This is a genomic window from Streptomyces davaonensis JCM 4913, assembly GCF_000349325.1.
GTDB classification, from domain to species: domain Bacteria; phylum Actinomycetota; class Actinomycetes; order Streptomycetales; family Streptomycetaceae; genus Streptomyces; species Streptomyces davaonensis.
On sequence record NC_020504.1, the window covers coordinates 2,103,119 to 2,127,760 of the forward strand.

Below are 24,642 nucleotides of genomic sequence, written 5' to 3' on the forward strand. Positions count from 1 at the left end.
GTCTTCCTCGCAACCTAGGCGGCGCCGCCCTTGGCGTCCTTCTCGTCGTCGACGATCTCCGCGTCGACCACGCCGTCCTCCTCCGGGGGCGCGGTGTGCTGTTCCGTGGGCTCCGTGCGGGCCTGGGCGTACATCGCCTGGCCCATCTTCTGGCTGACGGTGGCGAGTTTCTCCACGCCGGTGCGCAACTCGCCGGTCTCGGCGCCGCGTTCCAGGAGCTGCTTGACCTCGGTGATGGCGGACTCCACCTCGGACTTGGCCTCCGGGGGGACCTTGTCCTCGTTGTCGCGCAGGAACTTCTCCGTCTGGTAGACGAGTTGCTCGGCCTGGTTGCGGGTCTCGGCGGCCTCGCGGTGCTTGCGGTCCTCCTCCGCGTACTGCTCGGCGTCCCGCATCATGCGGTCGATGTCGTCCTTGGGCAGCGCCGAGCCGCCGGTGACGGTCATCTTCTGTTCCCGGCCGGTGGCCAGGTCCTTGGCGGAGACGTGCATGATCCCGTTGGCGTCGATGTCGAAGCCGACCTCGATCTGCGGCACCCCGCGGGGCGCGGGCGGCAGGCCCGTCAGATCGAAGACGCCCAGCTTCTTGTTGTACGCGGCGATCTCGCGTTCGCCCTGGTAGACCTGGATGCCGACCGAGGGCTGGTTGTCGGTGGCGGTGGTGAAGATCTCCGAACGCCGGGTCGGGATCGTGGTGTTGCGCTCGATCAGCTTGGTCATGATGCCGCCCTTGGTCTCGATGCCCAGGGACAGCGGGGTGACGTCGAGGAGCAGGACGTCCTTGACGTCGCCGCGGATGACGCCCGCCTGGAGCGCGGCGCCGACGGCCACCACCTCGTCGGGGTTGACGCCCTTGTGCGGGTCCTTGCCGGTCAGTTCCTTCACCAGGTCCGTCACGGCCGGCATCCGGGTCGAGCCGCCGACGAGGATCACGTGGTCGACCGCGGCGAGCTTGATCCCGGCATCCTTGACCGCCTGGTGGAAGGGTGTCCTGCACCGGTCGAGGAGATCGGCGGTGAGCTCCTGGAACTGGGCGCGGGTCATCTTCTCGTCGAGGTGCAGCGGGCCCTCGGCGGAGGCGGTGATGTAGGGCAGGTTGATCGTCGTCTCGGAGGAGCTGGACAGCTCGATCTTGGCCTTCTCGGCGCCCTCGCGCAGCCGCTGGACGGCCATCTTGTCGTTGCCGAGGTCGATGCCGTACTGCCCTTTGAACTTCTTCACCAGATACTCGACGACCCGCTGGTCCCAGTCGTCGCCGCCGAGGTGGGTGTCGCCGTTGGTGGCCTTGACCTCGATGACTCCGTCGCCGATCTCCAGCAGGGAGACGTCGAAGGTGCCGCCGCCCAGGTCGAAGACGAGGACGGTCTGCTCCTCGCCCCGGTCCAGGCCGTAGGCGAGGGCGGCGGCGGTGGGCTCGTTGATGATCCGCAGCACCTTCAGGCCCGCGATCTCCCCGGCCTCCTTGGTCGCCTGCCGCTGGGCGTCGTCGAAGTAGGCGGGGACGGTGATCACGGCGTCCGTGACGTCCTCGCCGAGATAGGACTCGGCGTCCCGCTTCAGCTTCTGGAGCACCCGGGCCGACAGCTCCTGGGCGCGATAGCGCGTGCCGTCGACGGAGCCCTCCTGCGGGAAGCGCCAGCCGCCGTCGCCCATGTGGCGCTTGACCGAGCGGGCGGTGCGGTCGACGTTGGTCACCGCCTGCCGCTTGGCCACCTCACCGACCAGCACCTCGCCGTTCTTGGCGAAGGCCACGACCGAGGGGGTGGTCCTCGCCCCCTCCGCGTTGGCGACGACTGTGGCCTCGCCGCCCTCCAGCACGGCCACCACGGAGTTCGTGGTCCCGAGATCGATACCGACCGCACGTCCCATCGCTGTCCCCTTCCGCCAGGGCGCTTCCAGAACTCCAGCACAAAACTTGAGTGGGCTCTTGTCAATGGTGCGCTCTTGTCAAGGGTGCGGGTTCCCCGGCGCAGGCTCAGTGAAGCGAGCGCTCGGGCTCCCTCGGCTCGCCGCGCAGGGCCACCGCCCGCCGGGGCCGGTCCGTGATCAGCACGTCCACCCTCGGATGGTTCAGGAACGTCTGCATCAGGGTGTCGTCGTTGACCGTCCATACCATGCTGAACAGGCCGTGCCGGGTCGCCTCCCGCAGCACACTCGCCCGCGCGAGCTGCTGGTGCACCGCGACCCCGGTGGCCCCGCAGGCGCGCACCCGCCGCATCGGCAGCAGCTCGCTGAGCCGGGTGCCGGGCAGCCGGGCCCAGCCCACCTCCTTGCGGTCCCGCCCCAGCGACAGGGCCGTGCGCACCCCGGGGTACGCCGCGGAGATCGCGGCGACGGACCGGTCCTCCAGGGTGGTGGCGACGAAGCCGTCCGTGCCGAGCAGGGCGACGGCCCGGTCGATCACCTCATCCTCGTAGCCGACCTCCTTCAGGTCCAGGTGGCCGATGAGCTTCCCGGCGATCAGCGCCATGACCTCGTCGACCACCGGCACCGCGTATCCGGCCCGCTCGTTCAGCTCGGTGTGGCCGATCGTCGACAGCAGCGGCCCGGTGTGGTCGACGCGGGCGTCGTGGTAGACGACGAGGACCCCGTCGGCGGTGCGCCGGATGTCGAACTCCACGTACTCGGCGCCGCTGAGCAGCGCGTCCTCGTACGCCTCCCAGGTGGCGGCACCGGCGCGTTCGGAGCCGCCGCGGTGGGCGGAGACGGCGGGTCGTCGCGGCATGGTGGTCAACTCCCGGATGAGGTACGAGGTGCGGGCACCGGAGCGGTCGGGTCGCCGGAGCCGGTCAGCAGACTGCCGGGCCCTCGGCTGACCCTGCGGAGCAGGAGGTAGCCGACCACGACCAGGACGACGAAGGGCAGCCAGGCCAGAGCGTACGCGGTGCCGTAGCGACCGAGGTCGAGGATGGAGCGGCCGTCGTCGACGTCGGTGGCGTTCACCCCGAAGAACGCGAGCAGCAGCGTCGGCGGCAGGGCGATCAGGGTGGCCGCCGTGACCAGCGCGGAGACGATGCGGTTCTGTCGCTCGTCGCGCTCGGCGAGGGCGGCGTCCAGGGCCGCGGAGCGGGCGTTGATGACGGAGGTGAGCCGCTCGACCATGCGGGCGGAGTTGTCGAGGCTGTCGCGGATGCCGAGGGTGTCGCGCAGCGAGGACTGGAAGCCCTCCATGAGCATCTCCGGGATCAACAGGCTGTCGACGTACGCCTCCACGCCGAAGGCGAGGTCCAGCTGGAGCTCGTTCACGCCGTCGGAGAGGCGGGAGATCAGGGTGCGGACCTCGGAGGGCGAGTCGGTCAGCGCCTGCTCGTTCTCCTTCATCATCGCGAAGGCCGCGAGCCGGGTGCGCTGGAGCACGGCCAGCGCGGAGATCATGCCGAGGGCGACCACGGCCAGGCCGTTCTCCACATGTAAGGCCCAGCCCGCCTGGACGGAGACGCCTCGGCCGTGGGCGGAGAGGGTGACGCCGTGGTTCTTGAGGTTGGGCGGCACGCTGACGGTGAGCCGGTCGGCGCCCTCGGCGGGCATCATGCCCCGGTAGACGATGCCGTTCAGCAGGGTGGCCTGGCGGGTCTCGTCACCGTGGGCGAGCAGCTCGGTGCGCAACCGGCCGCCGGGGAAGACGAGTTGGTGCACGTTCAGACCGAAGGTGAGCGGTTCGGTCAGGCCCAGGCGGGTCCCCAGGACCTCCAGGAGCGGGCGGTCGCCCCAGTGCAGGTCCGCCCGGTCGAAGCAGGTGGTGGCGAGCCAGGAGGCGACGGCGAGCGCGTCGGTGTCCCCCGCGAACTCGCAGTCCAGGAGCAGGGTGGCGTCCCCGCGCGGGGTGGCGACGACGAGGAGGTCGACTCCGGAGAGGGTCAGGCCCTGATCACCACCCGGCGGTCGCAGGTCGCCCGGGGCTATCCGCTCGGTCAGCACCGGCACCGGCAGCACCGACTCGCCGGACTCCAGATGCGGCCTGAACCGGCCGAAGTGGAACCGGTCGACGAGGGCCTCGGCGGCGAGGTCCGGCGGGCGCACCCGGCAGCCCAGGCTGAACAGCAGGAGGATACGGGTGAGTTCCCGGGCTCCGGAGTCAAGTACCGCCCGGCCGCCCGCCGTTCCCGTCGCCATCGCGTTCCCTTCGAGTCATCGGCGTCCATGTCATACCCCGAACAGACAGCGCGCAGGCAGCCCGGAGCGGGCGGCCTGCGCGTCCATGATCGTCTATGGTCAGGCGAGCTTGGCGGTCAGGGTGATCGGAACGGCCTTGAGGGCCTGGCTGACCGGGCAGTTGGCCTTGGCGTCCTCGGCGGCGGCGAGGAAGTCCGCCTCGCTGATGCCGGGCACCGTGCCCTCGACGGTGAGGTGGATGCCGGTGATGCCCTCGCCCGGCTGGAAGGTCACGTCCGCGGAGGTGACCAGCTTGGTGGGCGGGGTGCCGGCCTTGTCCAGGCCGTTGGAGAAGGCCATGCAGTAGCAGCTGGAGTGCGCGGCCGCGATCAGCTCCTCCGGGCTGGTCTTGCCGTTGGCGGCCTCGGCGCGCGAGGGCCACGACACCGGCTGTGCGGCGATGGCGCCGGAGGAGTCGAAGGTGACGACGCCGTTGCCCTTGAGCAGGTTGCCTTCCCACACGGTGTGTGCGGAGCGCGTGGTTGCCACGATGAATCCCTTCAGTGAGGTCCCGTGTTCGGGGTCCGTGCGCACCATCCGATCACATTCCGGCTCAACTCACCCGGAAGACCGGCCCGCGTGCGGTGAACGGCAGCCGGGCACCCTGCGGAATGAGGTAGGCGTGCTCGCGCCGCACCCGCAGCACGTCGCACCAGCCGTCCGTGATGACCAGGACCGGCGCCCCGGGCGGGAAGTCGTCGGCGCGGTGCAGCAGATCGATGCCCGGCTGGAGCACCGTGCCGCCCCGGCCGTGCACCCGCACCCGTCCGGCGATCTCCGTGACCGGCACATACCCGGCGTCGTGCGGGGCCGCGTCGCAGAACACCACGCGCGCCGCAGGTACGTCCCGGGCCTCGGCGTAGGAGGCGATGGCGCCGAGCGCCTTGCCGAGCAGCACCCGGCTCATGGAGCCGGAGGTGTCCAGGACCACGCCGAAGGTGCACCGGGCGATCTCCTCGGGCGGGAAGTACCGTCCCGCGCGCGGGATGTCGGGCGTCGAGGCCTGGCGGCGAGCGGGCCGGGCGTACGTCCGTACCGGTTCCGGCCGGGGCACGAACTCGTCGAACCAGCGGGCCAGTTGCGCGTCCCAGGGCAGCGGAGGATGGCTCAGCGCGCGGATCTCCTCGACCAGGCCGCCGGGCAGGAAGCCGCGTTCCTGCCGCTGGTGCAGGTCCAGGCCCTGGTAGAGGCCGCGGCGGTAGAACTCGTCGAGGTCGACGTAGTCGCGGGGCGGGCACAGCGGGGCGCCGAGGATGTCGCCGACGCCCTTGCCGCGCAGGGTGGCCAGGCGCCGCATCCGGCGCAGGTCACCGGCGAGCCGGTCGTAGACCTCCTCGGCGGAGAGCCCGGCGAGCTGGGCGTCGTACAGCAGGCCCTCGGGCATGGTGCCGACGTCCATCTCCTTGAGCCAGCCGTTGATGACGTAGTCGCAGGCGATGTTGAAGAGGTAGGGGTCGCGGGTGCCGCAGCGGTCGCCGTGGCGCAGGGCGGCGTGCAGCATCTCGTGGGCCAGGATGAACCGCCACTCCTCGTCCTCGAACGTGCGCAGCGGGTTGATGTAGATCTCGCCCGCCTCGGCGTTCACCGCGGCGACGGAGATGCCGTGGGCGCGGGCGAGTTCGGCGTCGGCGACCAGTTTGATGCCGGACGCGATCCCGGCGAGCAGCGGGTAGGAGGCGATGAACCAGCTCAGGGCGCGCTGCCAGGGGCGCAGTGCGGTCACTTCACCGGTCAGGCTGTCGCGGCGGCCGCCCGCCATGTCCATCGCCGCGGACACGGTACGGGTCAGCGCGGTCGCGAAGGCGAGCTGGTGGTCGGGCGGCTGCCCGTACCAGCCGTGCCATTCCGCGAGGTGGAGGTCCGCCTCGTCGCCCGCGGTGCCGCAGCGCTCGTACACGGCCGGGATGCCGTCGCGGCGCCAGCGGGCGGCGAGCTGCTCCTCGTCACCGTCGGGGTAGGCGCCGGGGAGTCCCTCGGGCGTCTTCCCGATGGGGAAGCCGAGCAGGAAGCGGTTGACGACGACGCAGCGCGCGGCGAGGTCCGCGCGGTCGGGCTGCTCGCGGACGCCCTTGGCGGCCGGGACATGGCCGAAGCCGAGGTGGAGGATCGCGTGGGCGAGGGCCCAGGCCCAGGCCGCCGGTTCGGCGAGGCGGTCGGGGTGGACGTGCAGGGTCGCGGAGGAGCTGACGCGGACGAGCCCCTCGCGCGGGGAGTGCGCGCAGTCCTCGTGGCGGCAGACATCGAACGCCACGGCGGCCAGCGCCGGATTGAGCTTCACCAGCCGCATCCCCTCGGCGAAGGCCTCCGCCGCGAGGTCCCGCTTCTTCGGCCGGCCCCGGCTCACCGGCGTGCCTCCACCAGCCGGGGCATGTCCCGCGCCGCCTCGACGAGGAACCAGGAGGGCAGCACGGGGTTGCCGTCGGCGTCGGAGGCGATGACGGTCTGGGCGACCTCGACGGAGATCTCCGCGAGCTGCACGAGCAGCGACTTGGCGCGGTAGGCGGTCTGGCGGCCGCTCGCCGACATGTGCTCCTTGCTGGCGGGCAGTTCCTTGACCAGGCGCCCGCGGAAGGAGTCGGCGAGGTAGTAGAGCAGGTCCCGGTCGTCCAGGCGGCTCGGCCAGCGGGCGTCCCCCTTGATGATCGCCTCGATGCCGAACTGACTGCGCACGATCTTGACGTAGCCGCAGAACGCCGTCGCGTGGGCGGGCGTCAGCGTGCCGTGCGCGAGCACCTTCAGGGTCTCCTCGTCCAGGTTCCGGCCGAAGGAGTGCAGGGCGTCGGAGAGCATGTGCCAGGAGCGGGGCGTGGAGAACGGCTCCTCGGTCTTGGGCGGCTTGGACCACAGCTGGTCGGGCCGGTCGGTGAGATGGTCCACCACCCAGGGGTGGACGTCGTGGTTCGCGGCCCAGACCAGCCAGTCCTTGGGGGACGCCTCCAGGTGCACATGGGTGAGGCGGTTGACGAGCGCGGAGGCGATGGGGCGGGCGAGCGCGTTGTCGGTGGCGCGGTTCCCGGCGCCGATCACGATCGACCCCTTGGGCAGCTCGTAGTTGCCGATCCGGCGGTCCAGGATCAGCGAGTAGAACGCCTTCTGCACATCCGGCGTGGCCGCGTTCAGCTCGTCCAGGAAAAGACAGTACGGCTCGTCCCGGGCGATGGTCTCCGGCGGGCAGAACACCGACCGCCCGTCACGGATCTGCGGCACGCCGATCAGGTCCTCGGGCGCGAGCTGGGTGCCGAGCAGGCTGACGCATTCCAGGCCGAGCGACTCGGCGAAGTCCCGCACCAGGGAGGACTTTCCGATGCCGGGGGCACCCCAGACGAAGACGGGCCGCACGGTGGCGAGGCCGAGAAGAAGGTCCGGAAGACGGGCGGGGGTGACGGTGACAGCGGCCTGCAAAGTGCCGGGCTCCTCAAGACTGTTCGAGCGATTTCGACTGCGAACAGTGTGGGCGTACGACCGTTTTGAGCGCACCCGATTTTCAGGCCGCCCGCTCCTCCGCCTCGGTCTCCACGGGCACCTGAGGCCCGTCGGACTCGCTCAGCCAGCGGCGCAGGACGTGGTGCACCTGCTCGGCGCCGACCAGGTCCGTGCCGTCCTCGACCGGCGTGGACAGGACGCGCGGCCACAGCAGGAAGGGCCTGCCCTGGGCGCCGCCGAGTCCGCCGTGGGAGCCGATCTGCTCCTCGAAGGCGAGGACTTCGCCGTCGATGGGATCGTGCATGGAGTTGACCATGATGTCGGCGGTGTGCGGGAAGGAGTGGGTGCGTCGGACCGCGTCCGCCGCGCCGGGCCCGAAGGCGGCGAGCGGTCCCGGCTCCTGGTCGAGGCGGTCCAGCGGGATCTCGGTGCCGAACGGGCCGAGCACGACCCCGCCGTGCCGTTCGCTGCGCACCAGCAGGAAGCCGATGCCGGGATGGTTGGCGAGGGTGGTCAGCAGCGCGGGGTGGCGGGCGTCGATCTCCTCCTTGGTCATCCGGTGCGGCACGTCCGGGAAGGAGACCAGACCGAGGTTGCCGGAGGCCAGCACGATCGGCTCGGTGTGCCGGCCGGGGCGCTGCTTCTCACCGCGCTCCTCGACCGGGATGCGCAGGGCGGCCCGGACCGCCGTACGGGCCTCCGCGCCGCTGTGGGTGCGCCGGGCCCGGCGCGGCACGGGCAGCCCGCAGCCGGCCCGCACCAGGTCGCCGAGGGTGAGCCCGTAGCGGGTGCGGAAGGTCTCCCCAGGGCTTTGACCATGATCCGACAGCACCACGATCCGGTACGGCCGCGGGGCGTGCTCGGCGACGTTCTCGATCAGTTCCAGTGCCCGGTCCAGGCGCTGGAGGACCTTCTCGGCGTCGCGGCTGACCGGCCCGGAGTGGTGGGCGACCTCGTCGTAGGCGACCAGGTCGGCGTAGACGGCGGAGCGGCCCGCGAGCATGTCACCCATCACCGCGGCGACGACGACGTCCCGTTCGACGACGGTCGCGAAGGCCCGTACGAAGGGGTAGAGGCCGCCGCGCGAGACCCTCGGGCGGGCCTTGCCCAGCCGGGCCCGGGTGGACTGGCCGATCTCCCGGCCCACCTCGGCGAGGAACGACAGCGCGGTGCGCACCGCGTTCGCCGGGTCGGAGAAGTAGGCGAAGTAGCCCGCCCGGGACCGGTTCTCAGGGCTGCGGCGCCGGGTCGCGATGGACAGCACCAGCGCCTGCTCCTCGGCGCCGCCGCTGAAGAGATTGCCGCGGCTGGCGCCGTCGAGGGTGAGCAGTCCGCCGTCGCCGGTGGCCGCCACGGCGCGGCGCTGGAGTTCGGCGGCGCTGGTCGGGCGGTTGCAGACCATCACCTCCCGGCTCTCCTTCTCGTACCAGCGGAAGGCGGGGACGTCGTGGTTGCTGCCGTGCAGGATGCCGAGCTGGCTGGCGCCGGTCTGGCTGGACCAGTCGGTGCGCCAGGCGGTCAGCCGGTGGGTGGGCCGGTCGCCGTCCGTCCAGCGGGCCAGGGTCGGCATCAGCCCCTTGTCCAGGGCGGCCCGCAACACCTCGTGCCCCACGCCGTCGAGCTGAAGGAACACGGTCCCCGGCGTCGACGGACACGGCGGCCCGCTGCCCCGCCGCCGGTCGGCGAGCCGGTACAGCCGACGCCGATAGGCATCGTCGTCGCGTACGGCGAGGGCGGCGCCGGTGGCCGAGGCGACCGCCGACATCACGGCGGCGACCACCACGGCCGTCTCCCAGGCGGCGCCGCCGCGCTCGGCGGGGTTCAGCCTGAGGGCGACCAGCAGGAGGGCGCCGTTCAGGAAGAAGACCAGCAGGCCGAGGACGAGCGCGGGCACCAGCAGCAACAGCCGTACCAGCAGCGGCCAGGCCAGGGCCGAGAGCACACCGAAGGCACCGGCGCCGAAGGCCGCGGTGACCGCGATCCGGGTGGCGCTGTCGCCGTCCGCGGACTGGAGCTGGAAGTCCGGCAGGATCCCGGCGAGCACCAGCATGGTGAGCGTGGACACCGCCCACACCGTGACGCTCCGCCCGACCTGACTGGCGACCCGCCGCCAACGCCGCCCAAGCACGCCCCGTACACCTCACGTCCCGACCCATCGACCAGGCGGGCCTGCCTCCACCTTGTCATACGGACGGGCTGAACCTCGGGGACGACTAACGACCGTCGTAGCCGGCCGTCGGCAGCGACAGCCGTCGATGCACCCGGGCCTTCATCTGGCGGTCGTAGCGGGGCTCCTCGCAGCCCACCGTCTCCACCCGGACCCCGCGCCGCGCGCACTCGGCGGTGAACTCCTCCACGGAGGACAGCGCGCTCTCCAGCACCCGTCGGCTGGGCACGACGAACAGGTCGACGCCCGCCCGCACCCCGTCCCAGAGCACGCAGTGGTCCGGCCTGAGGCCGCGCACCAGCAACTCCCGGCTCACCGTGTATCCCCGCTCCGCCGCCCAGCGCGCGCAGATGGCGTGCTGGCTGCGGGAGTCCACCAAAAAGGGATCGGCGTCCAGTTCCTCAAGCGGCGTCAGACTCGCGATCGCCGTGACCCGCACCGGTCCCATGGCGCCCCCTCACCTCCGGGTTTCAGGCGCCGACACTACTCCTGCCCGTAGGCTTCGGGGGAGTCGCGCGAAGGAGGCAAAGAGGTGCCCGTGGAGATCACCTGGTGGGGTCACGCCACCTGCACGGTCGCCGACTCGGACGTACGCGTGCTCACCGACCCTCTGTTCGCACGCCGGCTCGCGCATCTGCGCAGACGCCGGGGCGCGCTCCCCCCGCCCAGCGCCTGGCGTGCGGACGTCGCGCTCGTCTCCCACCTGCACGCCGACCATCTGCACGTTCCCTCCCTGGCACGGCTCCCGGAGGGCACGCGCCTGCTCGTGCCCCGGGGCGCACCCCGGGCGGTACCGGGGCTGCGCCGGCTCACCGGCCTTCAGGTGACGGAGATGACGCCGGGCGAGGTCACGGAGGTGGGCGCGCTGCGCGTACGAGCCGTGCCGGCCCGGCACGACGGACGGCGGCTGCCCGTCGGACGCCACCACTCCCCCGCCCTCGGCTACGTCATCGAGGGCGAGGCCCGCACCTACTTCGCCGGGGACACCGGCCTGTTCGACGAGATGGCGCACGAGGTCGGCCCGGTCGACGTGGCGCTGCTGCCGGTGGGCGGCTGGGGCCCGTATCTCGGCGAGGGCCATCTGGACGCGGGGCGCGCGGCGGAGGCCCTTTCCCGGCTCGCGCCGGGCAGCGCGGTGCCGGTGCACTACGGCACGTACTGGCCCATCGGGATGGACGCCGTGCGCCCCCATGAGTTCCATGCGCCGGGCGACGAGTTCGTACGCCTCGCCGCGGAGCGTGCGCCGGGCGTGGCGGTGCACCGGCTGGGGCACGGCGAGAGCGTACGTCTTGAGGTGGCCGCGTGAGCTGGCTCGCCGCCGCGTCGACGACGGAGTCCACGCAGCAGGCGATCGGCTATCCGACGCTGTTCGTGCTGGTGCTGCTCGGGGCGCTGGTGCCGGTCGTGCCGACGGGGGCGCTGGTCAGCACGGCGGCGGTGGTGGCGTTCCATCAGACGGCGCCGTTCGCGCTGGCGATGGTGTTCGTGACGGCGTCGCTGGCCGCGTTCCTCGGTGACGTGACGTTGTACTGGCTCGGGCGGCGTGGGATGGGGTCGAGGAACGGGTCGCGGTGGCTGGAGGCGATTCGGTCGCGGGCGCCGGAGGAGCGGTTGGAGCGGGCGCAGGCGAAGTTGGCCGAGCACGGGGTCGCGGTACTGGTGGTGTCGCGGCTCGTCCCTGCGGGGCGGCTGCCGGTGATGCTCGCGTGTCTGCTGGCGAAGTGGCCGATGCGGAGGTTCGCCCGGGGGAACCTCCCGGCGTGCCTGGCCTGGGCTGTGACGTATCAGCTGATCGGGATTCTGGGTGGGTCGCTGTTTCCCGAGCCCTGGCAAGGGGTCGTCGCCGCGGTGGCGTTGACGCTGCTCATCAGTGTCGTGCCGGGGTTGTGGAGGCGGGTTCGGGCCGCCAGGTAGGTCCACTCTCCCCTGGTGCTGCTACGTCCGCGAGTCCCCGCGCCGAGGAGGCTGCCGGCGCTGCGCGTCGTCGGCGAGATCGTCGAAGACCGACCTCACGTGGATCAACGCGCGCCGCACATGGGGCAGTTCCCACGGCGAGGGTGAACCGAGACATTCCGCGCGCTCCTCGTCCGTACCGCCCAGCAGGTCCCCGGTGGACAGGCGTACGCGCGGTGCGGCGAGGTCGTCGCCGAAACGGTGGCCGCCGGGCGCGGGCATGCCGAGCCGGGCGGTGAGGAACTCCTCCAGATCCTGGGCGTCGCCGATGCCGTGCGCGCCGAGCGCGGTGCGCAGCGGGCCGAGGTCGACGTAGAGATGCCGGCCGGCCTGCGGGGGCCGGGCGAGGGCTCCCGCGGCGACGACTTCCGTGTGCAGGGCGGCGGCCACGCGCGCGTGGAGCCGTACGGCGGCCGCCTGTCGGGCCCGGACGGGTCCTGGTTCGGTGAGGGCGTATCCGGCCGCGGCGGCGACCGGGGCCGCGACGCGGGCGCCGAGCGCGGTGAGGATGTCGAGCACGCGTGCGTGGAGGCCGCCCCCGACGTCGCCCGGTGGGAAGCGCGCGACGGCGGCCGGCCAGCCGGGCGGCAGCAGGGCGCCGGCCAGGTCGGTGACGACGGTGACCCGTTCCGGGAGCATCTCGGCGGGGCTGAGCAGCACCGATTCGTGCGGGTCGTGCCGGGTGTCCCGCCAGGTCTCGTCGCTGACCAGGTGCAGGCCCTCGCCCGCGGCGGCCTCGACGGTCTCGTGCAGGACCTCGGGCGGCGCCACGGTGGCGGTGGGGTCGTCGGCGACGGACAGCACCAGCAGCCGCGGATCACCGCCCTCGGCGCGGACCCGGCGCACGGTCTCCAGCAGGGCGTACGGATCCGGCACCCCGCCGCACTCGGCCGGGGTGGCGACATGGAAGACGGGTCTGCCCAACAGGCGTGCGTACGGCGCCCACCAGGCCGCGCACGGCCGGGGCACCAGGACATCACCGCCGAGCGCGGCGGTCAGCGCGAGCAGCAGAGCAGGGGCGCCCGGCGCGGCGACCACCCGGTCGGGCTCGGCGGGCAGACCGCGCCGGTCGAAGTGGCCGCAGGCGGCATCGAGCAGGGCGGCGCCCCCGCCGACGGGTTCGCTCTCGGCGCGGCCGGCCGCAGCGGCGAGCACGGCGGACAGTTCGGGCAGCACGGGCAGCCCGTCCCCGGGCAACGGTGGCCCGTAGCGGACGGGGCCATGGCTCTCGGGAACCCTCCGCGCCACCCTGACTCCCTCCTGGCTACTGCTTACCCGGCAGGCCCCGCTCAGATGTCCGCCGCGGCCCCCTTGCGCCGCAGCCGGTACACGGCACCGCCCGCCGCGCCCGCGATCAGCACCCCACCGGCGACCAATGCGGGCACGGAATCGGTGAAGGCACCCCCTTCACCGGCGTGCACGCCCTTCTGGATCACCGCGGGCGGGCAGGTCTCCCGGTGCGGCTCGGGCGGACACGGCCGAGGGCTGGTGCCGCCCCCCTTGGCGACGGTGAAGGTCGCACTCCACTGCTTTCCCTGACCACCGGGAGCCGCGGGACACGTCCCGTCGACGGTCCACGCGGTGTCGGGGCCCACGGAGTCGACACCGCCCTCGAGTTCGGCGGCGGAGGCGATCCGGGCGGTGCCCCGGTAGGCGGGCCCATGGCCGCCGTCCTCCTTCCCGCCGACCTTTTGCAGGGCGACCGTGCCCTCCTCGAAGGCCTGCGAGGTGGCGTCCAAGGTGGCGGGCGCGGGCCCACCGGTGGGATCACAGGTGACGGAGACGGTGACACTGCCACCCGGATGCGTGCTGCTGGGGCTCACCTCCGCGGAGGGTTCCGCAAAGGCCGCCGAGGCACAGAACCCCAGCACGACACCGCCCAGCGCGAGAGCGGACAGCAGACGAACGGTGCGGCGCATGACGCGGGCTCCTTGGTCAACGGCTCCAGGACACCCACCCATCACAGCCCGTCGAGCAGAACCCCGCGCGCGGCCGGACCCCAAGCGAGTGACGACGTGTCTACGCCACGTCCCGCAGCACCTGCTCCCGAACCCGCCCGCAGCAGCGGCTGATCAGCCGGGACACGTGCATCTGCGAGATCCCCAGCTCCTCGGCGATCCGACTCTGCGTCATGTCCCCGAAGAACCGCATGTACAGGATCGCCCGCTCCCGCTCGGGCAGCGCGGCGATCCGTGGCTTGACGGCCTCCCGGTCCACCACCGTGTCCAGCGCCGGATCCATGGAACCGAGCGCGTCGCTCAAGGAGTACCCGTCGTCACTGCCGGGCAGCTCCGCGTCCAGGGACAGCGCCGTGAAACTCTCCAGCGCCTCCAGACCGACCTTGACGTCGGCCTCACTCATGTCCGCGTGCTCGGCGATCTCCGCGGCCGTGGGCCGGTGCCCGGAGACGGTCTGGAGGTCCTGCACGGCGAACCGCACGCGATTACGCAGATCCTGCACCCGGCGCGGCACATGCAGCGTCCACATGTGGTCCCGGAAGTGCCGCTTGATCTCGCCGGTGATGGTCGGCACGGCGTAGCTCTCGAAGGCGTTGCCGCGCTCCGGGTCGTACCGGTCGACGGCCTTGACCAGTCCGAGGGCGGCCACCTGCCGCAGATCCTCGAAACTCTCGCCTCGGCTGCGGAACCGGCCCGCGAGCCGGTCCGCCATGGGCAGCCAGGCCTCGACTATCTCGTCGCGAAGGGTGTCGCGCCGGGGCCCGGCGGGCAGTTCGGCGAGATCGCGGAACGCCTGCGCGGTGTCGGGGGCGTCGTCGTGCGGGTGGTGCTTCGTGCTCACTCGTGTGGGCATGTGCGTCGCAACTCCCTCGGGTTGTCCTCTGGGGGTTGTCCTCTGGGTCGACGGTCACCGTGGGAGCGCGCGGCGAACCGGACGGGCACAGCCGTGTCGACGGATGGCCGCTCCCACGGTCGTGCCTCCTGTCCGAAGCACTGAGGCTCGCCTGCCCGTGCCCCCGCGCCGCAAACCGCCTCAGGGCGACGATGCGGGAGTTCCCGCCGGGCCGGGAGCGGAGGCGGCCTCGCTCGGCTCCTTCGGCAGCACCAGTTCCTCGTAGCGGCCCAGGGCCAGCAGCACGCCGAGCATGAACAGCGGGATGATCACAGCGAGCACCACCATGGCCTGTCCTTCCCCGAGTCGTTCGCGGGGGGTTCGGTCCGGGTCTCCTGCCACCCGCCGGGCAAACCCGGTGTCGGCCTGCTCTCTTCGGGTACGCGGTGCGCACCCGAAATTCTGGGAGGGAGTCATGCAGCGAGGCAGCGACCGCCTGAGCGTCCACCGCGACGACGAGATGAAGCACGAACTCCAAGGCCTGCTCCGTTCCGGTCATCCCACACGGACCGAGGAGTGGCACGATCCCGAGCCGAGCGCCGACGACGATCCGCAGGTCGCGGGCGGTCCGGTGGCGCCGGGCGCGGGCATGGCCGCGCTGCCGGCGGTCCGCCAGGAGCTGGCCCGCGTCCTCAGCCGCGGTCAGTTCCCGGCGGGCCCGCGCGAGCTGGCGGGCGCGCTGCGGCGCGCGTACGCGCCGGACGCCCTGGTGGAGTCGCTGGAGCGGCAGCCCCGCTCGGCGCGCTACGCCACCGTTCAGGAACTCGCCGAGGCCCTGTCCGGGACCGGCCGGCACCGGTGAGGAGAGGCTCAGCCGCCCGGCGTCGCGGTGTCCGCGGTGTCCTGACAGCCGCGGTCCCGGGCGCCCTCGCGGGTGCGCCCCGCGGCGACCGGGCGGCGCGGGTTGCGGCGGAGGTACTCGCCCTCCAGCTCGGCCATGCGGACGTTATGGGTGCGCAGCGCGTCGGTCGAGCCGTACAGCAGGGCGTCGTGGCGCGTGCGGTGGATGGTCTCCAGCTCCTTCATGAGCTGCTGATCGTCCAGCCGGCTGGGGTCGACTCCGGTCATGGTGGCACCCCGCTCGCTCGTCGTGTCCGTGCCTTCCTTCATCCACTGTACGAACATCCCGCGCCCTGGGCCCGCCGCTCGCACGGCGGGCCCTAACGCGCCCGTTCCACCCTGCGCTCGTCCCACACCGGCTCGGCGGTCTCCCGTACCCGGCCGTCCGTGCCGAAGACCAGGTAGCGGTCGAAGGCGCGGGCGAACCAGCGGTCGTGGGTCACCGCGAGGACCGTGCCCTCGAAGGCCTCCAGGCCCTCCTGGAGGGCCTCCGCCGACTCCAGGTCGAGGTTGTCCGTGGGCTCGTCCAGGAGGAGGGCCGTGGCGCCCTCCAGTTCCAGCAGGAGGATCTGGAAACGGGCCTGCTGGCCGCCGGAGAGGCGGTCGAACGTCTGTTCCGACTGCTGGGTCAGCTCGTAGCGGCGCAGCCGGGACATGGCCGCGCCCTGGTCCTGGGCGTGTTCCTTCCACAGGATGTCGAGCAGGGTGCGGCCCGCCAGCTCGGGGTGGGCGTGGGTCTGGGCGAAGTGCCCGGGGACCACGCGCGCGCCCAGCTTCCAGGCCCCGGTGTGCGCCACCTCGTCCCCGGCGAGCAGGCGCAGGAAGTGGGACTTCCCGGAGCCGTTGGAGCCGAGGACGGCCACGCGCTCGCCGTAGAAGACCTCCAGCGAGAACGGCTTCATCAGGCCCGTCAGCTCCAGGCCCTCGCAGGTGACCGCGCGGACTCCGGTGCGGCCGCCCTTCAGCCGCATCCTGATGTCCTGCTCGCGCGGCGGCTCCGGCGGCGGGCCCGCCTCCTCGAACTTGCGCAGCCGGGTCTGGGCGGCGGCGTAGCGGGAGGCCATCTCATGGCTGACCGCGGCCGCCTGGCGCAGGGTCAGCACCAGCTTCTTGAGCTGTGCGTGCTTCTCGTCCCAGCGCCGCCGCAGCTCCTCGAAGCGGGCGAACCGCTCGCGCCGCGCCTCGTGGTAGGTGGCGAAACCGCTGCCGTGCACCCAGGCGTCGGCGCCCGTCGGGGACGGCTCCACCGACACGATCCGCTCGGCGGCGCGGGCGAGGAGCTCACGGTCGTGGGAGACGAAGAGGACCGTCTTGCGGGTCTCCTTCAGCCGCTCCTCCAGCCAGCGCTTGCCGGGCACGTCCAGATAGTTGTCCGGCTCGTCGAGCAGCAGCACCTCGTCCGTGCCGCGCAGCAGCGCCTCCAGCACCAGCCGCTTCTGCTCACCGCCCGACAGCGTCCGCACCTGACGCCACTGCGCCTTCTCGTACGGCACGCCCAGCGCGGCCATGGTGCACATGTCCCACAGCGTCTCCGCCTCGTACCCGCGCACCTCGGCCCAGTCGGCGAGCGCCTGCGCGTACTTCAGCTGCGCCGCCTCGTCGTCGACCGTCATGATCCCGTGCTCGGCGGCGTCCACCGCCCGCGCGGCCGCCTGGATGCCGGGTGTGGCCACGGACACCAGCAGGTCGCGTACGGTCGTCTCGTCCCGTACGGAGCCCACGAACTGGCGCATCACGCCCAGGCCGCCACTGACGGTGACCGATCCGCCGTGCGGTTTGAGCTCGCCGGAGATCAGCCGCAGCAGGGTCGTCTTGCCCGCGCCGTTCGGGCCGACCAGGGCCGTCACGGACCCTTCGCCCACGCGGAAGGACACATCGCCCAGCAGCGCCCTCCCGTCGGGGAGGTAGTACTCGAGGTGCGCGGCTTCCAGATGTCCCATGGGGTGGAATTCTGCGGGTCGCACCGCTGACCCGGCAAACCGATATCCGCCGTCACCGAGCCACCGGCGTGCTCGAGCTATCCGGCGTCGTCCAGCGGCTCGCCCGCCGGGCCGCCGTCGCCCGCCGGTGCCACGCTCGCCCCGGCCCACGACAGCGCCTTGAATCCGTCCGACGGCGAGCCCTCCAGGATCACCACACCGGTGTTGGCCAGCCGGTGTGTAGCGGCGAAGGCGATGTCCACGTTGTCCGCGCGGGCCGCGGTCCAGGTCCGTATGACCGCGCCGTGGCTGACCATGGCGACCGTACCGGCACCGCTCGCGGCAGCCTCGGCTATCACCGCGTCGAACCGGCCCAGCACCTCCTCGCCGTTCTCCCCGCCGGGCATCCGCAGCGCCGTGTCCCCGGCCGCCCAGGAGAACGCCGTACGCATGTACAGCTCGCCGTGCGCCGTGTCGCCGGGCAGCATCTCCAGGTCGCCCGCGGAGATCTCCCGGATGCCGTCCCGCACGAGCGGGTCGAGTCCGCGCGCGGCGGCCAGCGGGGCCGCGGTGAGCTGGGTGCGCCGCAGGGTGGAGACGTACAGGGCCTCGATGTCCTCGCCCGCGAGGGCCTCGGGGAGCGCGGCCGCCTGGGCCTCGCCGAGCTCGGTCAGACCTGGCCCCGGGACGGCGGTGTCCAGCAGGTAGTCGACGTTGGTGGGGGTCTGGCCGTGGCGGACGAGGAGCAGGCGCATTCAGGGCTCTCCGGGAACGAACCGGCAAGGAAACAGCCACTTCAGGGTACCCGTGACGGCATGAGACCTGATGTGGACCTCACCATCCCGAAGCCGGGCCACCATGTGCTGCGCGACCGGCTCCTCGCCCTCGACTCCCGCCTCTTCGAGTTCGCCGCCGAGCAGCACTGGCCCGGCGCCGAGCGGGTGCTGCCCCGGCTGAGCCGGAGCGCCAACCACGGGGTGCTGTGGTTCGCCGCGGGCGCCCTGATGGCGGCGACCCGCACCCCGCGGGCGCGCCGGGCCGCGGTGCGCGGTCTGGCCTCGCTGAGCCTGGCCTCACTGACGATCAACACGCTCGGCAAGCGCTCGGTGCGCCGCCCGCGCCCGGTCCTGGACCCGGTGCCGCCGGTGCGGCATCTGAAGCGGCAGCCGATCACCACCTCCTTCCCCTCCGGTCACTCCGCGTCGGCGGCCGCCTTCGCCACCGGGGTCGCGCTGGAGTCCCCGGCCTGGGGCGCCGCCGTGGCGCCGGTCGCCTGGTCGGTGGCGCTGTCCCGGGTCTACACCGGGGTGCACTTCCCGAGCGACGTCCTGGCGGGCGCGGCACTCGGCGCCTGCGCCGCGTACGCGGTACGGGGCCTGGTGCCGACCCGGGCCCAGCTCCGCCCGCCGGCCCGGCCGCGCGCCGAGGTGCCGGCGCTGCCCGAGGGCGAGGGTCTGGTGGTGGTCGCGAACACCGCCTCGGGCACCCCCGACCGGGTGCGCACGCTGCTGGACGCACTGCCGGGCGCCGAGGTCGTGGAGTGCGAACCGGACCAGGTGGGCCCGGAGTTGGAGAAGGCGGCGGCGCACGCCCGGGTGCTCGGGGTGTGCGGCGGCGACGGCACCGTGAACACCGCCGCCGAGGTGGCCCTGCGGCACGGACTGCCGCTCGCGGTGCTGCCCGGGGGCACCCTGAACCACTTCGCCTACGACCTGGGCGTGGAGGACGTGCGCGATCTGACCCGGGCGCTGGTGCGCGGCCACGGGGTGCGGGTGGACGTGGGTCGGTTCCGCAACGGCGACCGGCGGGGCGTGTTCCTCAACACGTGCAGTCTGGGCGTGTATCCGGAGCTGGTGGTCGAGCGGGATGCCTGGTCGCACCTGATCGGCAGCTGGCCCGCCGGGGTCCTCGCCGCCCTGCGCGTCCTGCGCGCCGACCGGCATCCGCTCCAGGTCCGGCTCGGCCCGTCCGCCCGGCCGCTGTGGCTGCTGTTCGCCGGGAACGGCACCTACCACCGGATGGGCCTGACACCGGGCCGTCGGGTCGACCTCGCGGACGGCGTCCTGGACGTACGGGTCGTGCACGGCGGCCGCCGCCCCGCGCTCCGGCTGCTCGCCGCGGCCGTCGCGGGCCCGCTGACCCGCTCCCCCGCCCATGCGGCGGTCCAGGTGAGCCGACTGCACCTGGCCGATGTCGCACCGGGCTCACTCCTCGCCTACGACGGTGAACTCGTCGAGGTGGAGGGCGAGGTGACGCTGGAAAAGCTGCCGGAGGCGCTCGTCGTGTACCGGCCGCTACCAGGGGACTGACGCGCCATCAGTCCACATCTCAATACAGAGATCTTATTATTCGGCACGCGGGCGTACGGTTGCGGCACGTCGACAGGACGACGACAAGACGAGGGGAACGCCATGTCGAAGCCGCGTGAGACCGCCGTGTACACCCATGGGCACCACGAGTCGGTGCTGCGCTCGCACACCTGGCGCACCGCCGCCAACTCCGCGGCATACCTGCTGGATTCGATCCAGCCGCACATGCGGATCCTGGACATCGGCTGCGGTCCGGGCACCATCACCGCCGACCTGGCGACCCTGGTCCCGGACGGCCGGGTCACCGGCGTCGACCGGGCCCCCGGCATCCTGGCGCAGGCCCGCGCCACGGCCGCCGAACGGGGCCGGGACAACGTCGAGTTCGCGGTCGCCGACGTGCACGCGCTGGACTTCCCGGACGACAGCTTCTGCGTGGTCCACGCCCACCAGGTGCTCCAGCACGTCGGCGACCCGGTGGCCGCGCTGCGCGAGATGACGCGGGTGACGAGGCCGGGCGGGATCATCGCGGTCCGCGATTCGGACTACGCGGCCATGACCTGGTACCCGGCGTCCCAGGGGCTGGACGACTGGCTGGACCTGTACCACGCGGTGGCCCGCGCCAACGGCGGTGAGCCGGACGCCGGGCGGCGGCTGAAGTCCTGGGCGCTGAGCGCGGGCCTGACCGACATCACGGCCACCTCGACCGCCTGGACCTTCGCCACCGCCGAGGAGCGGGCCTGGTGGAGCGGCCTGTGGGCGGACCGCACCCTGGCCTCGTCCTACGCCCCACTGGCCGTCGAGGGCGGCCACGCGACCACGGAGCGCCTGCACGCGGTCGCGGACGCCTGGCGGGAGTGGGGCGCGCAGGAGGACGCCTGGTTCTCGGTCCTGCACGGCGAGATCCTGTGCCGGAAGGAAGGCTGAACGAAGGCTGGCTGAACGAAGGCAGGCCGACCGTCACCGCTCCGCGCCGGTGAACGAGTACGCGGCCCAGGGGCCGGTGAGTTCCACTCGCACCTCCGGGGCCCCGGCCTTGGCCCGGTCCACCTCTTCCACGAACTCCTCGGAATCCTCGCGGGGCACCAGATAGGCGGCGTCGAGCACACGCCGCCCCGCGGGCTCGTGCAGCCGGAAGTCCTCCGCGAGGGAGGAGAGCGCCGCATGCAGTTTCCCGGCGAATTCGGCGGCCCCGTGCCGGGCGTTCTCGCCGGGCTCGACGTGGACGGCCTTCACGCCCCACTCCACCCGCCCCTCCAGGCGGTCGAGGGCGTCCCGGAAGTACGTCTCGCGGGACTCCATCATGGTGCGCAGGGCGCTGTCGTCCCGGAAGACGGTGGCGAGCGGCAGCGGGAGCGGGGTGGTGACGGCGGTGAGCGCGTCGACGACGCCGTGGTGGGCCCTGGCCAGGTCCTCCAGCCGGTCGCGCAGCGCCTTCTCGGTGAAGTTCGCCTCGGGCACCGTGCTGTAGACGGCGATCAGACCGTGGTGGGTCAGCTGCCTCGGCGGCTGACCGGCGACCCCGGTGAGCTGGGCCTGGAGGGCCGAGCGGAACGGCCGGCAGACGGCGTACACGTAGCGCAGTGCGGACATCAGGCCTCCGTGAGCAGAAGCCGTCCGGCCGCCGCGATGGACACGGCGTCGATGCCGGCAGCGTGCAGTTGCTCCTCCGGGGAGGCCGAACCGGGCATCGTGCGGACCGCGAGCCGCCTCAGCCGGGGGACCGGGCGGCCGTCGAGGAAGGCGTCCAGGACGGCGTCGCCGAGGCCGCCCTCCTCGTGGTGGTCCTCCACCGTGATCAGACAGCCGGTCTCCTCGGCGGCCCGGCGCAGCACGGTCCGGTCGACGGGCTTGACCGAGTACAGGTCGATCACCCGGGCCCGGATGCCCTCGCGCTCCAGGGCGTCGGCGGCGGCCAGCGCCTCGTGCACGGTGACCCCGGCGGCGACCAGGGTCATCCGGTCCTGGCCGGAGGAGCGCAGCACCTTGCTGCCGCCGACCGGGAACTCCTCGTCGGGGCCGTAGATCACCGGGCTCGCCCCGCGCGTGGTGCGCAGATAGCGGATGCCGTCCAGGCCCGCCATGGTGGCGACGAGCCGGGCGGTCTGGTTCGCGTCGCACGGGTAGAGCACGGTCGAGCCGTACACCGCGCGCATCATCGCCAGGTCCTCCAGGCCCATCTGCGAGGGCCCGTCCTGCCCGATGGCGACCCCCGCGTGCGAGCCGACGAGGTTGATCCCGGTGCCGCTGATCGAGGCCATGCGCACGAAGTCGTGGGCCCGCGTCAGGAAGGCCGCGAAGGTGGCGGCGTACGGCACCCAGCCGCGGGTGGCGAGCCCCACCGCGGCGGCGACCATCTGCTGCTCGGCGATGTAGCACTCGAAGTAGCGGTCGGGGTGCTCCTTGGCGAAGAGCTCCGCGCGGGTGGAGTCGCCGACCTCGCCGTCCAGGGCGACGATGTCACCGCGTGCCGAGCCGAGCGCGGCGAGTGCCCGGCCGTAGGCGTCCCGGGTGGCGATCGTCTCCCCCAGGCCGAACTCGGGCGGCTCGGACTCCCCGGCGGGCACGGCGTGCAGCATGCGCACGGCGGGCGGTTCCTGCGGCCGGATCCTGGCCTCGCGCCGCCCGCCGAGTTCGGCGACGGCCTCCTCGGCGTTCTTCAGCGGCTTGCCGTGCAGTCCCTCACGGTCCTGGACGGACGCCACGCCCTTGCCCTTGAGGGTGCGGGCGAGGATCGCGGTGGGCTGTCCGGCGGTGGACCGGGCCTGGCCGAGCGCACGGTCGATCGCGTCGACGTCGTGCCCGTCGATCTCGACGGTGTGCCAGCCGAAGGCCTGGAAGCGGCGGGCGTAGGCGTCCAGGTCATGGCCGTGCCGGGTCGTTCCGCGCTGGCCGAGCCGATTGACGTCGACGATCGCGGTGAGGTTGTCGAGATGCTCGTACGACGCATGCTCGGCCGCCTCCCACACCGAGCCCTCGGCCAGCTCGCTGTCCCCGCACAGCACCCACACCCGGTAGCCGGCGCGGTCCAGGCGCTTGCCCGCGAGCGCGATGCCGACGCCGACCGGCAGTCCCTGTCCGAGCGATCCGGTGGCCGTCTCGACCCAGGGCAGCCGCCGGGGCGTGGGATGCCCTTCGAGGGCGCTGCCCAGCGCGCGGAAGGTGAGCAGCTCGGCGTCCTCGACCAGCCCGACCGCCTTGAACGCGGAGTACAGCAGCGGCGAGGCGTGTCCCTTGGACAGCACGAAGCGGTCGTTGCCGGGGTGGGCGGGGCGATCGACGTCGTAGCGGAAGTGGTGGGCGAGGAGTACGGCCATCAGGTCGGCGGCGGACATGGACGAGGTCGGATGCCCGGACCCCGCGGCATCGGAGGCCCGCACACTGTCCACCCGCAACTGCTGTCCCAGTTCGACGAGTTCGGCGGTGTTCATGAGTCTCCTTCGGCCGGCAGGTCCGCCCGCTTCACGGGGCTGGGGGGCTCGGTGCGCGCGGGTGCCGGGCCGGGCTGGTGCTTGGCAGGCTCGTCCATCGGTTCCTCCACCCGTTTCTCCGCCCCCTGCTTCGCCCCCTTCGCCTTCTCCGGCCGCCCCGGAACCCGCGCCAGCTCCGGCGACGCCGTGTCCAGCGGTACCGACCCGGACCGTACGAGGCCCAACTGGACGGCCTGGCGCGGGAGTACGGCGTCCAGCAGCCAGTCGGCGGCGACCCGGACGCGGTTGCCGGGCAGGGCGGCGAGATGGTAGCCGCGGGTCACGGCGCCCGCCGCCACCCCGGACAGGGGCACGCCGAACGGGTTGGCGGCGCCCTTCACCCCGCCGAGGTCGACGGCGAAGCCCAGGTCGCGGTGCCGGTAGACGCGGCGCTCGCCCATCCCGAGCGAGGCCGCCACATTGCGCGCGGCGACCTTGCCCTGCCGCCAGGCGTGCTGCGCGGTCATCGGGGTGTAACCGCCGGGCCGCTCCAGATCAGGTACGGCGGCCGCGTCCCCGCAGGCGAACAGCTCCGGGCGGCCCGGTACTTGGAGGTGCGGGTCGACCAGCAGGCGCCCGCGCTCCAGCGCCAGTCCGAGCGACTCGACGAGCGGGTCGGGCCGTACGCCCACGCACCACACCAGCGTGCGGGTGTCGATGAACTCGCCGTCGCTCAGCAGCACTCCGCCGGACGTGGCCTCCTTCACCGAGGTGCCCGTACGGACGTCGACGCCCCGTTCGCGCAGCACCTTGTCGGCGGTGCGGGAGAGCCGCTCGTCGAGTTCGGGCAGGACCCGGTCGGCGATGTCGAGCAGCAGCCAGCGCGGCCGCATGCCCGCCCGCAGGGGGTGTCCGCGCACCTGGGCGTCGGTGAAGAGCTGCCCCTGCGCGGCGACCTCGGTGCCGGTGTACCCGGCGCCGACCACGACGAAGGTGCAGCGCGCCGAGCGGCTCTTCGGGTCGTCGTCGGCGGCCGCCAGCTCCACCTGCCGAGTCACGTGGTCGCGCAGGTAGAGCGCCTCGGGCAGGCCGCGGAAGCCGTGCGCGTGCTCGGCGACGCCGGGGACGGGGAGGAGCCTGTTGACGCTGCCCGCGGCCAGCACCAGCCGGTCGTAGGGAAGGGTTCCGGGGTCACCCTCGGGTCCCGTGCAGTGCACGGTGCGTCCGTCGAGGTCGATGACGTCCGCCTCGCCGAGCGCCAGCCGCACGTGGGGCAGGGTGCCGGAGAGGGAGACGGTCACCCGGCGCGGTTCCAGGATCCCGGCGGCGACCTGGGGCAGCAGGGGCAGATAGAGGAAGTAGTCGGTCGGGTTCAGCAGGGTGATCTCGGCGCGGTTCCGGGTGATACGGGACAGGGCGCGGGCCGTCCGGTACCCGGCGAATCCGGCGCCGACGATCACGATGCGGGGTCGACTCACGATGGGGCCTCCGGCCGTTCTCGATGGCTCGCTCGCCTACGGGAGCCTTCCGCGTCCCCCTGGTCCGGACGGCCAAACGTGACCGGGCAGGAGGACAGGAAGGAGCGATCGTGCCCTTGTTCCGCGGTGATCACGACGGCCCTGC

General features: G+C 72.8%; 23 protein-coding genes. 5 read left to right on the plus strand and 18 right to left on the minus strand.

All coding sequences use genetic code 11. The annotated features are described in order from the left end of the window. Window positions 1-14: 14 nt before the first annotated feature. From dnaK to BN159_RS09270, 8 genes are all read right to left on the minus strand, one after another. Window positions 15-1,868 (minus strand): molecular chaperone DnaK, encoded by a 1,854-nt coding sequence (gene dnaK / locus BN159_RS09235; protein WP_015656677.1) that lies wholly within the window; start codon window positions 1,866-1,868, stop codon window positions 15-17. Window positions 1,869-1,974: 106 nt separating this feature from the next. Further along, window positions 1,975-2,724 carry a glycerophosphodiester phosphodiesterase family protein gene (locus tag BN159_RS09240; RefSeq protein WP_015656678.1) on the minus strand — a complete coding sequence of 250 codons (750 nt, stop codon included), beginning with the start codon at window positions 2,722-2,724 and terminating at the stop codon, window positions 1,975-1,977. Window positions 2,725-2,729: 5 nt separating this feature from the next. Then, a complete protein-coding gene (locus BN159_RS09245) occupies window positions 2,730-4,112 on the minus strand; it encodes a CorA family divalent cation transporter (protein WP_015656679.1) in 1,383 nt (460 codons plus the stop codon). Window positions 4,113-4,211: 99 nt separating this feature from the next. Further along, window positions 4,212-4,640, minus strand: a complete 429-nt coding sequence (locus tag BN159_RS09250; RefSeq protein ID WP_041821054.1) for an OsmC family protein — start codon at window positions 4,638-4,640, stop codon at window positions 4,212-4,214. A 64-nt stretch (window positions 4,641-4,704) separates the two neighbouring features. Then, window positions 4,705-6,438 carry a vWA domain-containing protein gene (locus tag BN159_RS09255; RefSeq protein WP_086016511.1) on the minus strand — a complete coding sequence of 578 codons (1,734 nt, stop codon included), beginning with the start codon at window positions 6,436-6,438 and terminating at the stop codon, window positions 4,705-4,707. Window positions 6,439-6,491: 53 nt separating this feature from the next. Continuing rightward, window positions 6,492-7,553, minus strand: a complete 1,062-nt coding sequence (locus BN159_RS09260; protein ID WP_015656682.1) for an ATP-binding protein — start codon at window positions 7,551-7,553, stop codon at window positions 6,492-6,494. An 82-nt stretch (window positions 7,554-7,635) separates the two neighbouring features. Beyond that, a complete protein-coding gene (locus tag BN159_RS09265; protein WP_041819000.1) occupies window positions 7,636-9,702 on the minus strand; it encodes a phage holin family protein in 2,067 nt (688 codons plus the stop codon). 85 nt (window positions 9,703-9,787) lie between these two features. Beyond that, complete coding sequence (locus BN159_RS09270; RefSeq protein WP_015656684.1) at window positions 9,788-10,189, minus strand: hypothetical protein; 402 nt, start codon at window positions 10,187-10,189, stop codon at window positions 9,788-9,790. An 84-nt stretch (window positions 10,190-10,273) separates the two neighbouring features. Here BN159_RS09270 and BN159_RS09275 point away from each other — a divergent pair, with 84 nt between their 5' ends. Next, on the plus strand, window positions 10,274-11,047 hold the full coding sequence (locus tag BN159_RS09275; RefSeq protein ID WP_015656685.1) for an MBL fold metallo-hydrolase: 774 nt from the start codon (window positions 10,274-10,276) through the stop codon (window positions 11,045-11,047). Next, window positions 11,044-11,655 (plus strand): DedA family protein, encoded by a 612-nt coding sequence (locus BN159_RS09280; RefSeq protein WP_015656686.1) that lies wholly within the window; start codon window positions 11,044-11,046, stop codon window positions 11,653-11,655. The genes BN159_RS09275 and BN159_RS09280 overlap by 4 nt, the downstream gene beginning before the upstream one ends. 21 nt (window positions 11,656-11,676) lie before the next feature. Here BN159_RS09280 and BN159_RS09285 read toward each other — a convergent pair whose 3' ends face one another. The 4 genes from BN159_RS09285 to BN159_RS46145 form a co-directional block, all read right to left on the minus strand. After that, the gene (locus BN159_RS09285; RefSeq protein WP_015656687.1) at window positions 11,677-12,942 is read right to left on the minus strand and encodes an aminotransferase class I/II-fold pyridoxal phosphate-dependent enzyme; all 1,266 of its coding nucleotides are present in this window, start codon (window positions 12,940-12,942) and stop codon (window positions 11,677-11,679) included. 41 nt (window positions 12,943-12,983) lie between these two features. Next, a complete protein-coding gene (locus BN159_RS09290; protein ID WP_015656688.1) occupies window positions 12,984-13,613 on the minus strand; it encodes a hypothetical protein in 630 nt (209 codons plus the stop codon). Between the two features lie 100 nt (window positions 13,614-13,713). Then, on the minus strand, window positions 13,714-14,505 hold the full coding sequence (locus BN159_RS09295) for an RNA polymerase sigma factor SigF (protein WP_015656689.1): 792 nt from the start codon (window positions 14,503-14,505) through the stop codon (window positions 13,714-13,716). Window positions 14,506-14,685: 180 nt separating this feature from the next. Beyond that, window positions 14,686-14,832, minus strand: a complete 147-nt coding sequence (locus tag BN159_RS46145; protein WP_015656690.1) for a hypothetical protein — start codon at window positions 14,830-14,832, stop codon at window positions 14,686-14,688. A 127-nt stretch (window positions 14,833-14,959) separates the two neighbouring features. Between BN159_RS46145 and BN159_RS09300 the strand changes: the two genes are divergently transcribed. After that, window positions 14,960-15,346 carry a DUF2795 domain-containing protein gene (locus BN159_RS09300; protein ID WP_015656691.1) on the plus strand — a complete coding sequence of 129 codons (387 nt, stop codon included), beginning with the start codon at window positions 14,960-14,962 and terminating at the stop codon, window positions 15,344-15,346. A gap of 8 nt (window positions 15,347-15,354) precedes the next feature. Here BN159_RS09300 and BN159_RS09305 read toward each other — a convergent pair whose 3' ends face one another. From BN159_RS09305 to BN159_RS09315, 3 genes are all read right to left on the minus strand, one after another. After that, a complete protein-coding gene (locus BN159_RS09305) occupies window positions 15,355-15,669 on the minus strand; it encodes a DUF6158 family protein (protein WP_015656692.1) in 315 nt (104 codons plus the stop codon). Window positions 15,670-15,704: 35 nt separating this feature from the next. Then, entirely contained in the window at window positions 15,705-17,324 is a 1,620-nt protein-coding gene (locus BN159_RS09310) for an ABC-F family ATP-binding cassette domain-containing protein (RefSeq protein WP_015656693.1), read from the minus strand. A gap of 77 nt (window positions 17,325-17,401) precedes the next feature. Next, window positions 17,402-18,058, minus strand: coding sequence for a histidine phosphatase family protein (locus BN159_RS09315; RefSeq protein ID WP_015656694.1), 657 nt, complete (start codon window positions 18,056-18,058; stop codon window positions 17,402-17,404). A gap of 60 nt (window positions 18,059-18,118) precedes the next feature. Here BN159_RS09315 and BN159_RS09320 point away from each other — a divergent pair, with 60 nt between their 5' ends. Both BN159_RS09320 and BN159_RS09325 read left to right on the plus strand, forming a co-directional pair. Continuing rightward, complete coding sequence (locus BN159_RS09320) at window positions 18,119-19,612, plus strand: bifunctional phosphatase PAP2/diacylglycerol kinase family protein (protein ID WP_015656695.1); 1,494 nt, start codon at window positions 18,119-18,121, stop codon at window positions 19,610-19,612. Window positions 19,613-19,714: 102 nt separating this feature from the next. Further along, window positions 19,715-20,536: a class I SAM-dependent methyltransferase gene (locus BN159_RS09325; protein ID WP_015656696.1), complete on the plus strand. Its 822-nt coding sequence runs from the start codon at window positions 19,715-19,717 to the stop codon at window positions 20,534-20,536. Window positions 20,537-20,569: 33 nt separating this feature from the next. On the opposite strand, the gene BN159_RS09330 is transcribed toward BN159_RS09325, so the two are convergent. Genes BN159_RS09330 through BN159_RS09340 form a run of 3 tightly spaced genes read right to left on the minus strand, consistent with a single transcriptional unit; the run spans window position 20,570 to window position 24,497 of the window. Further along, window positions 20,570-21,202: a GvpL/GvpF family gas vesicle protein gene (locus BN159_RS09330; RefSeq protein ID WP_015656697.1), complete on the minus strand. Its 633-nt coding sequence runs from the start codon at window positions 21,200-21,202 to the stop codon at window positions 20,570-20,572. Continuing rightward, window positions 21,202-23,040 carry a transketolase gene (locus tag BN159_RS09335; RefSeq protein ID WP_015656698.1) on the minus strand — a complete coding sequence of 613 codons (1,839 nt, stop codon included), beginning with the start codon at window positions 23,038-23,040 and terminating at the stop codon, window positions 21,202-21,204. Before BN159_RS09335 ends, BN159_RS09330 begins: the two co-directional genes overlap by 1 nt. Beyond that, window positions 23,037-24,497 (minus strand): NAD(P)/FAD-dependent oxidoreductase, encoded by a 1,461-nt coding sequence (locus BN159_RS09340; RefSeq protein ID WP_015656699.1) that lies wholly within the window; start codon window positions 24,495-24,497, stop codon window positions 23,037-23,039. The genes BN159_RS09335 and BN159_RS09340 overlap by 4 nt, the downstream gene beginning before the upstream one ends. Between the last annotated feature and the right edge of the window lie 145 nt (window positions 24,498-24,642).

Coding starts and splice junctions, on each gene's coding strand:
- BN159_RS09330 (WP_015656697.1), bottom strand. CDS start 21,202: ATGTCCGCACTGCGCTACGTGTACGCCGTCTGCCGGCCGTTCCGCTCG.
- BN159_RS46145 (WP_015656690.1), bottom strand. CDS start 14,832: ATGGTGGTGCTCGCTGTGATCATCCCGCTGTTCATGCTCGGCGTGCTG.
- BN159_RS09305 (WP_015656692.1), bottom strand. CDS start 15,669: ATGTTCGTACAGTGGATGAAGGAAGGCACGGACACGACGAGCGAGCGG.
- BN159_RS09310 (WP_015656693.1), bottom strand. CDS start 17,324: ATGGGACATCTGGAAGCCGCGCACCTCGAGTACTACCTCCCCGACGGG.
- BN159_RS09245 (WP_015656679.1), bottom strand. CDS start 4,112: ATGGCGACGGGAACGGCGGGCGGCCGGGCGGTACTTGACTCCGGAGCC.
- BN159_RS09255 (WP_086016511.1), bottom strand. CDS start 6,438: ATGCGGCTGGTGAAGCTCAATCCGGCGCTGGCCGCCGTGGCGTTCGAT.
- BN159_RS09325 (WP_015656696.1), top strand. CDS start 19,715: ATGTCGAAGCCGCGTGAGACCGCCGTGTACACCCATGGGCACCACGAG.
- BN159_RS09300 (WP_015656691.1), top strand. CDS start 14,960: ATGCAGCGAGGCAGCGACCGCCTGAGCGTCCACCGCGACGACGAGATG.
- BN159_RS09270 (WP_015656684.1), bottom strand. CDS start 10,189: ATGGGACCGGTGCGGGTCACGGCGATCGCGAGTCTGACGCCGCTTGAG.
- BN159_RS09290 (WP_015656688.1), bottom strand. CDS start 13,613: ATGCGCCGCACCGTTCGTCTGCTGTCCGCTCTCGCGCTGGGCGGTGTC.
- BN159_RS09315 (WP_015656694.1), bottom strand. CDS start 18,058: ATGCGCCTGCTCCTCGTCCGCCACGGCCAGACCCCCACCAACGTCGAC.
- BN159_RS09320 (WP_015656695.1), top strand. CDS start 18,119: ATGAGACCTGATGTGGACCTCACCATCCCGAAGCCGGGCCACCATGTG.
- dnaK (WP_015656677.1), bottom strand. CDS start 1,868: ATGGGACGTGCGGTCGGTATCGATCTCGGGACCACGAACTCCGTGGTG.
- BN159_RS09240 (WP_015656678.1), bottom strand. CDS start 2,724: ATGCCGCGACGACCCGCCGTCTCCGCCCACCGCGGCGGCTCCGAACGC.
- BN159_RS09295 (WP_015656689.1), bottom strand. CDS start 14,505: ATGCCCACACGAGTGAGCACGAAGCACCACCCGCACGACGACGCCCCC.
- BN159_RS09335 (WP_015656698.1), bottom strand. CDS start 23,040: ATGAACACCGCCGAACTCGTCGAACTGGGACAGCAGTTGCGGGTGGAC.